General features: G+C 52.4%; 12 protein-coding genes. 1 reads left to right on the top strand and 11 read right to left on the bottom strand.

Features of this window, described 5'->3' with window-relative positions; genetic code table 11:
• Nucleotide 1: 1 nt before the first annotated feature.
• Nucleotides 2-1,105 carry a quinone-dependent dihydroorotate dehydrogenase gene (locus tag MYS68_RS05815; protein WP_248924919.1) on the bottom strand — a complete coding sequence of 368 codons (1,104 nt, stop codon included), beginning with the start codon at nt 1,103-1,105 and terminating at the stop codon, nt 2-4.
• A gap of 191 nt (nt 1,106-1,296) precedes the next feature.
• Here MYS68_RS05815 and MYS68_RS05810 point away from each other — a divergent pair, with 191 nt between their 5' ends.
• Nucleotides 1,297-1,434 (top strand): hypothetical protein, encoded by a 138-nt coding sequence (locus MYS68_RS05810; RefSeq protein WP_248924918.1) that lies wholly within the window; start codon nt 1,297-1,299, stop codon nt 1,432-1,434.
• Nucleotides 1,435-1,458: 24 nt separating this feature from the next.
• Here MYS68_RS05810 and MYS68_RS38470 read toward each other — a convergent pair whose 3' ends face one another.
• The 10 genes from MYS68_RS38470 to queF form a co-directional block, all read right to left on the bottom strand.
• Entirely contained in the window at nt 1,459-2,862 is a 1,404-nt protein-coding gene (locus tag MYS68_RS38470) for a L,D-transpeptidase family protein (RefSeq protein ID WP_338043552.1), read from the bottom strand.
• A 118-nt stretch (nt 2,863-2,980) separates the two neighbouring features.
• Nucleotides 2,981-3,340 (bottom strand): DUF3307 domain-containing protein, encoded by a 360-nt coding sequence (locus MYS68_RS05800; RefSeq protein WP_248924917.1) that lies wholly within the window; start codon nt 3,338-3,340, stop codon nt 2,981-2,983.
• Complete coding sequence (locus tag MYS68_RS05795) at nt 3,337-4,068, bottom strand: HD-GYP domain-containing protein (protein WP_248924916.1); 732 nt, start codon at nt 4,066-4,068, stop codon at nt 3,337-3,339. Before MYS68_RS05795 ends, MYS68_RS05800 begins: the two co-directional genes overlap by 4 nt.
• 102 nt (nt 4,069-4,170) lie before the next feature.
• On the bottom strand, nt 4,171-5,787 hold the full coding sequence (locus MYS68_RS05790) for a stalk domain-containing protein (RefSeq protein WP_248924915.1): 1,617 nt from the start codon (nt 5,785-5,787) through the stop codon (nt 4,171-4,173).
• Between the two features lie 15 nt (nt 5,788-5,802).
• Nucleotides 5,803-8,157 carry a FecR family protein gene (locus MYS68_RS05785; RefSeq protein ID WP_248924914.1) on the bottom strand — a complete coding sequence of 785 codons (2,355 nt, stop codon included), beginning with the start codon at nt 8,155-8,157 and terminating at the stop codon, nt 5,803-5,805.
• Between the two features lie 185 nt (nt 8,158-8,342).
• Nucleotides 8,343-10,190 (bottom strand): CHASE2 domain-containing protein, encoded by a 1,848-nt coding sequence (locus tag MYS68_RS05780; protein ID WP_248924913.1) that lies wholly within the window; start codon nt 10,188-10,190, stop codon nt 8,343-8,345.
• Nucleotides 10,191-10,606: 416 nt separating this feature from the next.
• Nucleotides 10,607-10,843, bottom strand: a complete 237-nt coding sequence (locus tag MYS68_RS05775) for a ferredoxin (protein WP_248924912.1) — start codon at nt 10,841-10,843, stop codon at nt 10,607-10,609.
• Between the two features lie 91 nt (nt 10,844-10,934).
• Nucleotides 10,935-11,423: a molybdopterin-guanine dinucleotide biosynthesis protein B gene (mobB, locus tag MYS68_RS05770; RefSeq protein WP_248924911.1), complete on the bottom strand. Its 489-nt coding sequence runs from the start codon at nt 11,421-11,423 to the stop codon at nt 10,935-10,937.
• A 26-nt stretch (nt 11,424-11,449) separates the two neighbouring features.
• Nucleotides 11,450-12,742, bottom strand: a complete 1,293-nt coding sequence (locus tag MYS68_RS05765; protein WP_248924910.1) for a DNA polymerase IV — start codon at nt 12,740-12,742, stop codon at nt 11,450-11,452.
• Nucleotides 12,726-13,085 (bottom strand): preQ(1) synthase, encoded by a 360-nt coding sequence (gene queF / locus MYS68_RS05760; protein WP_248924909.1) that lies wholly within the window; start codon nt 13,083-13,085, stop codon nt 12,726-12,728. The genes MYS68_RS05765 and queF overlap by 17 nt, the downstream gene beginning before the upstream one ends.
• Nucleotides 13,086-13,148: the final 63 nt, after the last annotated feature.

Raw genomic sequence — 13,148 nt, 5'->3', positions numbered from 1 at the left:
TTCAATTGCCCCGATGTGCCGCTCCTATAGCTTGCGAGATGTGGGTGTACCCGTCCCGGCGCATAAGCTCTCTCAAGCCATTGTTGATGCTTTGCAGGAGACCCGGGCCTTCATAAATGAGTGCCGTATACACTTCGACCAGACTGGCTCCGGCCCGTATTTTTTCATATGCGTCCTGCGCGGAAAAAATCCCTCCCGACCCGATGATCGGCAATTTTCCTTGCGTCGCTTTGTATATTTGATAAATAAGCCGCGTGGAGCGTTCGGTGAGCGGTCGTCCGCTTAGCCCCCCGGTTTCGCCTTTGTTCGGGTGTGTGAGCCCTTCCCGGCTGATCGTCGTATTCGATGCAATAACCCCGGAGACCCCGCTATTTTGAATCGTATGGATCGTATAAGCGACTTCGTCGTCGTTCAAATCCGGTGCGATCTTCACCAAAATCGGCTTTGCCGCCGCCGAGTGCTTCGCCTGCTGGGCAGCCATCTCCTCCGTTACGGCGGCCAGCAGACGGGACAAGTCGTCGCCATGCTGCAAGTTCCGCAAATCCGGCGTATTCGGCGAGCTGATATTGACCACGAAAAAATCGCCATATTCATAGAGCGCGCGAATGCACGCACGGTAATCGTCCTCCGCCTTTTCATTAGGCGTCGTTTTATTTTTGCCGATGTTGATGGCAAGCGGGATGCGGCGTTTTCCGGTCTGGCGCAGGTTTTCCACCATCCCGTCGATACCGACATTGTTGAAGCCCATCCGGTTGATCAGCGCCAGATCGGGAGGAAGGCGGAACAGCCTGGGCAGCTCATTGCCTGCCTGCGGCTTTGGCGTCACCGTGCCGACCTCCATAAAGCCGAAGCCGATGCTAGAAAATCCGGTCACCGCTTTGGCATTTTTATCAAGCCCTGCCGCCAGTCCGATCGGGTTCGGAAAATGTATGCCCCATAGCTCCATGGCGAGTTCCTTCGACTCAGCAACTCCGTACATTCCGCGAAGCAGTGCCATCGCCCCCGGGATGCGGGCCGCCGTGCTCAAGCCGTCGATCGTCAAATGGTGCGCCTTCTCGGGGTCCATGCGAAACAGCACCGGCTTCGCGATAGTTTTATACAACATCTTGTCCACTCCTCTGTCCTAAAACCACTTCTGTCTATGAAATCCCTAACTGTCAGTTTAGCTGTTTCCGGTTCAAAAATAAAGTGGCAATCTGCCCTGCAAAAGGAAAAGAGGAGTGCTCTCACTCCCCCTGCCCATAACGTCCGCAATATGTTAATATGAAAATATATTCGCAAGAGAGGTGTTCATAGGTGCAGCAAAAACGGAAGCCGGCTCCGCTTAAAACCAAACAAAAAGAAGAATTGAACAAAAAGCTGCTTATCGGTCTGGCCGCGGGATTTGCCGTTGTCGTCATCGCCATGGCCGTACTCCTGATCGTTCAGCAGTAAGCCACGAAACGTTTGGAAAGCGCTTCAATCCAGCCACTTGTATACTTTTCCAGGGTTTGTCTCTTCGCTAAACAGCGGCATCTGAAACGGGGTGCCGCTTCTTTCAATGTCAGGGGGCAGCAGCCCTTTGCCGATCGTCACTTTGGTGCCGAGCGGCACCATGTCGAACAGCTCCTCCACATCCTGCTGCAGCATGCGGATGCAGCCGTGGGATTCGTCCTTGCCGATGCTGGCCGGCTTGTTGGTGCCATGAATCGCATAAAGCGTATCCCCGAGCGTCATCCCGCGGCTGCCGAACTCGCCATTCGATTTGCCGTTCGGATTTCTTACCTTCTCCGAAATTACAAATTCCGCTTCCGGCGTCTTCGCCCCTCCCAGTCCTACCGGATAGCTGCGGAGAATAATGCTGCCGCTGACCAGCGCCAAACGGTGCGCCGTCTTGTCGATGACGATTTGCAGCGGTTCCGTAAGCGGTTTGGCGAACGTTTGCTGCGTTTTCGGGACGGCTGCGGAGTCCGCGGCCGGCGCTGTCGCGAGCTTCACCGCCTCCGATCCGAGCAAATCTTTTTCCTTCCGATATTTTTCTTCCATATAAGGAGTTACCCCCGGCAGCAAGTTGTCCGGGTACGGCCTGCTCAGCTCCGGAAGATCCGCAGGAAGCCTGCCGTTGATGCGGTAAAAAGCAGCCAGCGCTGAGCGCAATATGAGCTCCTGCTCCTGCTGAGCCGCCCATGGTGCAAAAATAGCGAGCGGCTTCACCGGTTCCGTGGGCTGACAGTCGCAGCTTGCCGCATCATGGTATTCGATTTGCAGCTGTGCGGAATCGGCTTTCCCTTCGACGGAAAGCAGCACCTGAGGTTTTTTCAGCCACCAAATCCATTTATTATCGGGGCTCGGTTGTCCTTGCACCAGGATCGAATAGTTGGTCAGCTTCTCTTTGACAATGATTTCCTGCAGCGCCGCGCCTACGTTTTCTTTCGTTTTTTCCTTGGCGATATAATATACTTTCGTTTGCTGCACTTCTGCCGGAGGGATGCTTGCCGGCATGCTCTCTCCTTCCCGTTCGTAAGCCGGAGACGGTATGTAAAAAAGCAGCAGCGCCGCCAGCATCACAAAAATGATTCGTCTCGTCCAAGGCAAGAAACCTTTACGCCGCATTTGCTTTTGCTGCAAAGGGTCGTCCTTGCTCTCTTCCTCAATGACCGGGGCCGCCTGCTCCTCAAACGCTTCGTACACTTCTCCGGCCTTCGTAAAACAGTATAGCGCCTTGCCCTGTTTTCCCTGTGCGGCATACTCCCTTCCGAGCAAGTACCAGGCCATTTTATTGTCGGGATGCTCCTTGACGTATCTTTTCAAATAAAGGGGATCATTGTCCGGATGATGCTTGAAAAATTCGCGCAACTGCTCCTCGTGATCCTTCGTTTTCACGGATGTATCACTTCTTTCGCCAATTCGGTGTTTACTCCCTAATATCGGTTTTTTTATCCATATTTTGTAGATGAAAAAAGGCACTCCGCCCGGAATAGGGCGAAGTGCCTATATATATTCAACCAAGCTGCAGCGCCGCATAAAGCAAAATCAGGTGAAACGTTTGATCGTAAACGACTTTGAGCCACCACGTTTTCGGATCGGTGCACCGCGTAACCCGCTTGTACCACCAAGCGATAAACGATCCTCGGTCGAGTACGATATGCCCCGCGAATACGAGCAAAATCCCGTATACCGAAAGCGGCTGATCGAGCAAAGCGAACGAAGCTGCGGCGATCGCAATCGTGTATACGGCACTATGCACGAGCAGCGGAAGCCACCGCTTCTGCTTGTTGAAGGCCATCCACTCGTTTTGCAGCAAAAAATCGCCGATCAAATGCGCAAGCAATAATATATCGAAAGAATTGATCCCTTTCACTCGTTCACCTCGCTGTAAACGGAACTTGATGACGAAATCATGAACCGCCTCTCCTTCATGACACTTTCAAACGCGTCGACCACCCGAGGGTCAAAATGTGTTCCCTTGCAGCGGACCAACTCTTTGATGCCTTCCTGAAAGCTGCGGCCTTTTGCATATGGCCGGTCGGTCGTCATTGCGTCAAACGCGTCCGCAACCGCGACAATTCTCGCATAAAACGGGATTCTGTCGCCGACCAGCCGTTCCGGATACCCCGACCCGTCCATCTTCTCGTGGTGATACTTGGCTACCTCCGTAGCCTGGATCATTCTTCCCTCAGGCTCCATCTTCGAAAGAATCCGCGCACCGATGACCGTATGCGAGGCCATGACGGCAAACTCTTCCTCATTCAAACTGTCTGCCTTCAGCAGAATTCGATCCGGCACGCCGATTTTGCCGATATCGTGCATTAACGCGGCCCTGTGAAAATGCTTGCACTCCTCTTCGTCAACGCCCAGCTTTCTGGCTATCCATAAGGAATAAAGCGCGACTCTGGAGGAATGGCCCGCCGTATACGGATCCCGGGAGTCGAGCGCCAATACGAGGGACTGGATCACATTGATCGAGAAAGGGTGATCGGTCAGAGACGCTTTATTCAGTTCGTGGGTAGACTCGACCAGCAACGTGAGTTCTCTGTTTTTCGCTTCCAGCTGCCTTATTCTCTCATGTAGCTCCTGCACGTCGGACACCGGGTTCCCCCCAAACTTTGCTGTTTTAGCTATTATCATAAACGAAACGGCCTGCCCTGTGAAGAAAACTGAGTTTCCTTCGTACAGAACAGGCCGGGCGCGTTATTCTTTCACAAACGTTTTGCCGCGAAGGATAGCCGTTCTCGTTTCATTATTCCATTGAACGTCGAGCCCGATCTCTTCCGCAAAAAACCGGACAGGCACGTAGGTGCGGTCCTGTTTAATATAAGGAGCAACATCGGTTGCCTTGAAGATATCGTCCTTGCCGGCTTCCTTCCGCTTGATGCCGGTCTTATCGATGTACAGCTCGATGGTGACATTGCCCTTGGAAAGCTGAACGCTTCGGCCTTCATCGCTGTAAGTCACCTTATACCCGAGGGTTTCGGTAATCGCCCGGACCGGTACCATCGTGCGGTCGTTTACGATTTCCGGCTGGGCATCGAATTCGATCCACTTGGAGCCGTATGCAACTTTGACGCTGTCGTCCTTCGGCAGATTGGCCGGCAAACTGTACAGATCAAGGCGGCGGACTTTATTGTTATACGCGTCGGCGACGAAGATGTTGCCATCGGCCGATACGGCTACGTCCGTCGGATTTTTGAATTCGGCGTATCGGTCGATGCCGTCGGTTTCTCCGGACTTCCTCAGCGCGGAACCGGCAAGCGTCGTCACCTTGCCTCCGTATAAATAGCGGATCGAATGATTCAAGCTGTCCGCTATGACCAGGCCGCCCTCCGAGGTAAGCGCAATGCCCATCGGAAAATTAAACAGCGCTTCCGAAGCGTTGCCGTCGGCAAAATCGCCGGTAGCATATAATTCGGACTTTTCGTAAAGGGAGCTCTTGTTTTCCGCCATGCTGGCACCGGCCACCGTCGTGACTTGCCCTTGAGCGAAATCGATATAACGGATCCGTTGATTGCCCGAATCGCTTACATACAAATTCCCCTTGCTGTCGATCGCCAGTCCCGACGGCTCGTTAAACAAGGCGGAGGCGAGATTCCCGTCCTTGTAATCCCCTGCGGGGACATACTGTCCCGGAGCCACTTGAACGACGCGCTCCGACTGACCGTTCAGCGTCGTAACTTTTCCCGCCGGACTTATGCTGCGGATCAAATGATTTAAGGAATCCGCTACATAGACGGTGCCGTCCGCGGCTACCGCAACGTCCATTGGATGATAAAATGTAGCTTCAGCACCCGAACCGTCTTTATTCCCTTGAACGCCGTTGCCGGCAATCGTCGTTACATCGCCGGACACGCTGATTTTACGAATCGCATTGTTAGCCGCATCGGCTACATAAATATTGCCGCTCGCGTCAGCAGCGAGTCCCGCCGGCTCCTGGAAAACGGATTTGTCGGCTTTTCCGTCCATCCTGCCGCCGACCGGAAACCCTTTGCCGTCTTTTTGGATGATCACTCCGGCAAAGTTCGATACATCGCCTCCGGATACTTTCCGGAGCAGGTGGTTTTTCATATCGGATACGATCAACGATCCGTCGCTTAAAGCTAATAGACCGGCCGTATTGCGGAACGATGAAAACAGACGTACCGTGTTGAACGATCCGAAGTCTCCTACTCCCGCGTAAGTAGAGACGTCCGTTAAGATCTGACCTTCTCCTCCGGTAACGCCTTTGGAAATGTCGGCTCCCCATGCGGCGTTACCGCCGATTAATGCTGCTGCCATCACCGAAGTGACGAACACTGTGCCCAGTTTTTTCATATGGCTCTCCTTAAATTAACCGTTATTTACAGGAACGGAAATTTCAATCGGATCTTTGGACTCCTTAACGACATTGCCATCTTTGTCCACGATTTTATAATAAATCAGCTTGACCGGTATGGCTGCCGTATCGCTCGATTTGATGGCAAGCGGAATGGTAACCAACTGCTTCTCGCCTTTGACTTCGATATTTTGGCTCGGCGCTCCGCCCGTCAGCTCATAATTGGTGGCCGCGTAAATAAGCTCGGTTTCCGTTTTAGCTGTGTTTGTATGTTCCGTTAATGTTTCCGCGCTTTGGGACAAGCCGAACACATTTGTGGAAACCTTGGCAACCGTACCGCTTCCCTCGTATTTCAGCTTATCGGAGTAAAGCAGATGCGCTTCAATGGCGTACAGCTGCTTAGAACCCGTGAAATCTTTCAACGATAAAATAACGTTCGCCGTCGATCCTTGCACGGTTCCCGGCTTAAACAGCAGGCTTGGCTCCGAAACAGTGTTTCCAGACGCCACCGTTATGGCCGGGATTGGGACGGTCTCGCTCGCTGCGCTGCCGATATAGGCACGCGCGGTCAAATTGTACGTTCCCGGGTTCAAGCTTCCCAGCGAAATGACGACCTCCGTATCTCCGGCTCCTGTGCCTCTTCCCATTTCGGTTTCATTATTATAAATTATAACGGTTGCTCCGGACTGGGCCTTCACAGTCACCGAAACCGGATTGTTAACCGTTACGGGTTGCGTCGGACTTACTATCGTAGGCGCATTCGGAGCGGTATTCTCAGATACCACCGTAATGGCCGGAATCGTTACGCTGGAACTTCCGTCGCTTCCCGAGAAGGCACGCGCGGTAAAATTATATGTACCGGGAGCCAGGTTGCCGAGCAAGATTTCTGTCGGCGTGCCACCGTTCCCCGTACCGCTGGCGATTTCGGTTCCGTTGTTATAAATTCGGATGGTTGACCCTGCCTTTGCCGTCAACGCTACCTTAACCGGATTCGTCACCGTGGCAGGTCCGGTTGGACTTGTTACGACCGGAGGATTCGGTTTGTTGTTAGATCCTCCGCTGCTGCCGCTGCTATTACTTCCTCCGCCGCCATTGCCGTTATTCGAAGGTGTGCCCGTCTGCTGCTGAGCTTTCTCCGCCGCCTTCTGATTATTTTGTTTTTCGACCGCTTTATTCGTCTCTTCCAGCTTTTGGCGATCTTGAAGAATTTGCTGCAACAGGCTTGCTAAATTTTGCTGTGCTTCAATTAAACGCCGCTGCTCTTCCGCTGCCGGATCGTTATTTTGCGCTTGAATCGATTTCAGCAGCTCATCTCGAAGCCTTTGCTCCTCCGGATCTATTCCGGCGGAATTGTCAAGCCCGGTTCTTTCGAGGTCAATCTTTCTGTTCGGATCCGGAATGGTTTTGTTCGTATCGGTGATGACCTGCTCTTGGATTTTTTTCTCGTCAATCGCCTGTTTCGCGATCGCATTGATGAAATTGTTCAGGTTGCCCTCAACCTTCGACAAGTCCTCCGTTGACTTCAGTCTCAGGATGGAGTTGTCATCCTTGAATTCCGTTCCTTGCCCGAGCAATTGCTTCTGCTTATCGATAAATTGGCTGTTTTCCAGATCGATGGAAGGCTTATCCTTAATCAGAGCCTCGAGTACCTTAGGAGAAGCTTGTTTGACGATCTCCGCCGGATTAATCAGCGACACCTTCAGTCTCAAATCCGGTACTTCCGTCCTGGAATCGAGGTTGATCTGCTGGGCCGGGTACAAGTAGACCACTTTATTTTCCTGGATCGATTTTTTCGTTTCTTCGTTTTCCGTTGCGGTAACCGACGAGACGCGAATGAAGCCGCCGAAAACCGCTGCCGTAGTCTCGCCGGTTATCGGAGAAACACCCGCGTAATAATGGGTGCCGCGGACGCCCATCACCGCTGTCGGCGTTTCGACCTCGAACTCGTCCTCCGAGCTTACAAGGCTTTTCACTTTCACCCACATCGAGCCGGCCCACATTTTGAATTTGGAAGTAGAGCCATCTCCCTGGTTCGCCAAATCGGAAATGTAAAAATCAGAGTTTTCGCCGAGCGTAATCTCGTCCTGACGGTCCGATACACGAAGCACAACGGAAGAGCCTGCGCCGGTAGATATGTAATCGCCTTGATTCAAGCTCATGTCCACATAAGCGGAATAGGACTTGGAGCCGCCGGCTTTTTTCACGGTAACGGTTCCGTTCACTTCGGCAACGATCGCCGCCCTTGCCGACGATTTTGCCTGGACCGGCTTGGCCAAAACCGACGATAATAGCCCGAAAATGAGCGAAAACACTAAAATCATTGCCAAAAAGGACCTGCCGTTCATTCGTAAAGCCATGTAATTCCCCACTATAAATCTCCTCTCGCTACTAAGACTTTTTGCCTATCCCTCTCGTACAGCATTCAACTTCATTTTAAGGGGCCGAGTGCAAATTGACAATGATTCTTTCGGCGTTTTTGATATTTTTGTAGACTTATGTAATGAATTTCACAAAATGAGCCCTCCCCCGGCAATGGGAAAGAGGGCCGATATCACTAGGACGCGTGGCCGGATGCATTCTCCCTGCGTTCTGCAGCATCGGAAGGTGCGCCTTTCAGGCCGGTCACTTCAAACAGTTTAAGCGGAACGCTTTTTCCTTTCATCAGCTTTTCTCCGGCAAAATTGTACTCAAAATAATCTTTCGTCAGTTCGTAAGTGACTTCGGAAACCAAAATTTGATTCGGGCTCGTATTGGACTCGATCCGCGCAGCGGTGTTGACATTGTCGCCGATCGCCGTATAGTCTACGCGCAAGTACGAACCGATATTGCCGACGACCACTTCGCCGGTGTTGATCCCGATACCGACGCTGATCGTCACTCCGTATTTCTCCAAAACGTCGGCGCGCACTTTCTCCATCCCCTTCTGGATATCGTATGCGGTTTTTACCGCGTAATAAGGATGGTTCGGAACGTCCAGCGGAGCATTATACAAAATCATCGCGGCATCCCCGATAAATTTGTCGATCGTCCCGTGGTTAACCAGCGCTCTTTCGGTGATCAAGTCGAACATCATGTTCAGGAATCCGACGACTTCTTCCGGCTTCAGTTTCTCGGACAAGGGCGTAAACCCGCGCACGTCGAGGAACAAAATCGTCAGCTCCTTGCTGATGCCGCCGAGCTTGATTTCCTGGTCGCTGCTGGCAATCTCCTTGACCAGGTCAGGGGATATATAGCGGCCGAACTGTTTCGTAATGTAGTTTTTTTGCTTTGTCTCAAAGTAAGTTTTCATCGCGATATTGCCCAAATAAGTAACCAGTCCGCATGTCACGACACCGACCATATCCACCACGGTGGAAGAAGATTTAAAGATGAAAAATTGCAATACGAGCAGACCGACCGTCGTGGCCAGCGTCAAGACGACGCTGGCAATCGCCTTGAGCCTCCATGTGAGGAATCCGATAACGGCAATCACGATAACGGCCAGCAGCAAAGGAATCCAGCTGTTTGCAAACGTCACCTTATCCCCTTTTAAAATTTGGCTGGCGATGTTGGCGTGGGCGTAAACCATATGTATACGTTTCTCAATCGGCGTAGTCCCCTCGTCGGAGCCCGGAGCCGTGTATCCGATAAAGACGATCCGGTCTTTAAAGGCGCTTTCGGGCACTCCGCCGTTCAATACTTTAATGAATGGAATCGTTTCGAAATCGTATTCGCTCGCTTCCCAGTTGATCGCGATTTCCGACTTTGGATGATTCGGCAGTGTAGGCAGCTCCAGATACGGCTTAATGTCAGCGCCGGCCAATTCCGCGGCTTTGAGGCCCATGGTGAGAAATATGCCGTCCGGCGTGTTGATTTGCAGCCAGTTATTCCGAACTATGCCGTCGTTGTCAAAGGTTGCGTTGATGTGCGCTTTCTGAGCCGACTTTGCAAAGATCGGAATCGGGTGTACGATGCTATCCGCCGTGACGAGTTCGCCCTTTTTCACCTTGGTTGAACGGGAAAGATCTCCTTCCAGATCGGCATGGGACGGGATAATGATGTTCTTGTACTTCGCAAGCTCGTCGGCCAGCGCTTTATCGCTCTCCGGTTTGTTGCTTTCCGTGTAAAGCTCAATATCGAAGGCGATTACTTTGGCTCCCGCTTTTTCCAGCAAATTGATAAGCTGCGCGTACACCTTGCGATCCCACGGGTAAGGTCCGACCGCTTTGATCGAATCGGTATCGATTCCGACCACGACGATGTCTTCGTGCGGTTCGTGCGACATCGTGTTTTTCATGTTGAAGTCGTAAACCGCGTTCGATAAAACCCCCAATGCCCCAGAAGCAAACAGTATAAGACAAATGAAGACGACCAGCACGTTCCCCGCGGCAATCACGGTCGATTTTTTGACGGCGGATTTCATATAAGCCCCCTTGATCAAACTGTAGATTCGTTAAATATATTAACATAAAATGCATGCTTGTAATGTAAAGAATTTTCCGTCCCCCTAAATCCCCCCCACCGGGGGGACCCCAGGCGCTCGGCGCCCTGGACCCGCCCGCTGTGCGTGACTGCTCGCTTCTAATTTGCGTCTGCCCGGCATGGATTTTTGGGCTGCGCACCAAAATTCCGATGCCGGGCACGCTTTACTTTTGGAGCGGTCCCGGGGGAGTTCTTGCGTGCCTTGGGCTCGCGTTTGTCTGCCACGGTTTTGCTGGCGCAAAACCTGCGGCGGACACGCTTCACTTTTGGAGTGGTGCCGGCGCAGTCAGCAGCGCCCGACATTAAAAAAGCCTTCTCCCGATCAGGGAAAAGGCTTGTCATTTCTATAATTATAAATTACTTGCCGAACGGAGCGTCTGCGACTTTAATGGAGTCGGTCGGGCAGCCGTCTTGAGCGTCCTGCAGATCATCGTAAAGATCTTCCGGAATTTCGGTGTTGCCTGTGTTGCCGTCTCCGTCGTAAATAACTTCCGCCAAACCTTCATCGTCGTAGTCGTAAATGTCCGGAGCGGTTGCACCGCAGGCGCCGCAAGCGATGCAGGTTTCTTTATCCACCCAAGTGTATTTTGCCATCTCTAAAATTCCTCCCTCAATTATAACCTCATACTAAAATATAATATAAAACGGTGGAAAGTTCAAATAAAAAACTGCTTCTGCCGACCTACTACATTGTTTCCTTGCGGGCTGCAATCCATTCGGCAATGCCGGCGGCATCGTCCAAATGAAAAACGGGAACTCCCGGATCCATGATGGGAACAGCGGAAACGATCGCTTCCGGCAATTCAGGTAAATGCTCCAAAATGGCTGCATGCTCCGGGAGACGAATGACGGCTACTTTCGGATGCCGCTCCGTTTTAAATCCTTCCACCATCACGACGTCATAATGGGACATGCCTTGAATCGCATCCGGCAGGATCACGCGTCGCCGTTCCATTTTCACGTAGCCGTTCGGGGAGAGTGCCATGACACCTGCCGCCCCCGCTTCGATATAACGGCTCGTATCGGTTCCTTCGGCTTCCTTGTAATGGCCATGACCGTCGTGTTTGATCACCGCCACCGATTTGCCGCGGGCCTGAATGAGCGGAATAAGCTTCGCGATCAGCGTTGTCTTGCCGCTGCCCGAAAATCCGGCAAATCCGATGACGATGGTCATAGCGATTCCTCCTAAAGGTATTGCGTCTAATCGTCACTCAAAGGCCGCTGCTTCAGATGGTCCATCTGCAGCGACGTACCGCGGGCCCGATGGTCGCGGATAAGCGTCGACGGGTCGTCGCCCAGCATTCCGGCCGTCAGAATCGCATGCTCTCCGAATTTATCGCGGATGGCGTCCATCGCTTGCGTAAGCCGTTCCTTCACAGGCTCTTTCTCGTAGCTGAACAAATCGAGCTGAATGGCCGCCTCTTCCTTGGCCTGAAGATTTTGCAGCGTTATGCCAAGCAGCCTAACGGGCTTCGGAAGCTGCCAGTGCCGCTTAAACAACGCGCACGCTTGTTTGTAAATGTCGTCCATCTGTTCGGTCGGACGTTCCAAAGTAACGGAACGCGTGATCGTTTTCATATCCGGATCGCGTATCGTGATCTGCACCGTTTCCGCTACCAGCTTTTGCCTGCGGAGCCGCCTGGCCACCTGGTCGGCCAAGTTGAGAAATACCCGCTGCACATCGTCCCATTCCGTATAGTTGTAGGGCAGGGTCGTCGTATGGCCGATTGATTTGCTCTGCTCATGCTCGGGATTGACCGGCGAATGGTCTTCGCCGTTCGCCGCCTGCTTCAGCCAATGTCCAAGCACGCCAAAAGCTTCGACCAGCTTCGTTTCATCCGCCCCGGCCAATTGTCCGAGCGTATGTATGCGCATGCGCGCCAGTTTGTCGGCGGTCTTTTTGCCGATACCGAATAAATGCGAACAGGGCTTATCCCACAATATCGCAGGAACGTCCCTTTTGCGCAGCACGGTCAAGCCGTTCGGTTTTTTCATATCCGACGCCATCTTCGCCAGCAGTTTGTTCGGGGCAACGCCGATCGAGCATGGCAGCCCCAGCTCTTCGCGCACCCTCGTTTGAATCGTCTGGGCGATTTCGAGCGGGGTGCCGAATTGCTTGGAACCGGTTATATCCACGTAACACTCGTCGATGGACATCGTTTCGACCAGCGGCGAATAGTCGTAGGCAATTTTCATAAACCGCCGGGAAAACTGCCGATAAAGCTCAAAATCCGGCTTGATCAGAATGAGTCCCGGACAAAGCTTGAGCGCTTCGCGCACCTGCATGCCGGTGCGCACTCCTTTGCCGCGGGCGGCATAGGAGCACGTCACGATGATGCCCTTGCGCTGCTCGACGCTGCCGGAAACGGCGATCGCCTTTCCTTTATATTTCTCCGGTTCGACCGCTTCATGCACCGAGCAGTAAAAGGCGTTCATGTCGATATGCAGAATGACTCTGCCCGACTTGGGATAGCTGTCACTGACCGGCTTCATATTCCGCCCGAACGGTTGTGTAAATACCGCCTCTGACGTTAAACTTTCCGATAACTTGAAGTTTTTTCGGCTGAATGAACTGCACGAAATCTTTCAAAATCCGATTCGTGACGTCTTCATGAAAATGCCCTTCATCGCGGAAGCTCCACAAATACAGCTTCAGAGATTTCAGCTCGACAATGGACGGACCAGGAATATATTTAAACGAAATGGTGGCAAAATCCGGCTGGCCGGTCACCGGGCATAGCGCCGTAAATTCCGGACATTCGATCTCCACCTCGTAATCGCGATCCGGATGCGGATTCGGCACGGGTTGCATCGTTTTTGACGGTTTCGTAGACATGTTGTACACCTCCAATAATATAAATAGAATATGTTTGAACCAATACCAGCATACAATCGTTGC

This window comes from Paenibacillus hamazuiensis (assembly GCF_023276405.1).
Taxonomy (GTDB): domain Bacteria; phylum Bacillota; class Bacilli; order Paenibacillales; family NBRC-103111; genus Paenibacillus_AF; species Paenibacillus_AF hamazuiensis.
Note: the sequence above shows the minus strand (reverse complement) of the source record. Positions and strands in the feature narration are given on the sequence as shown.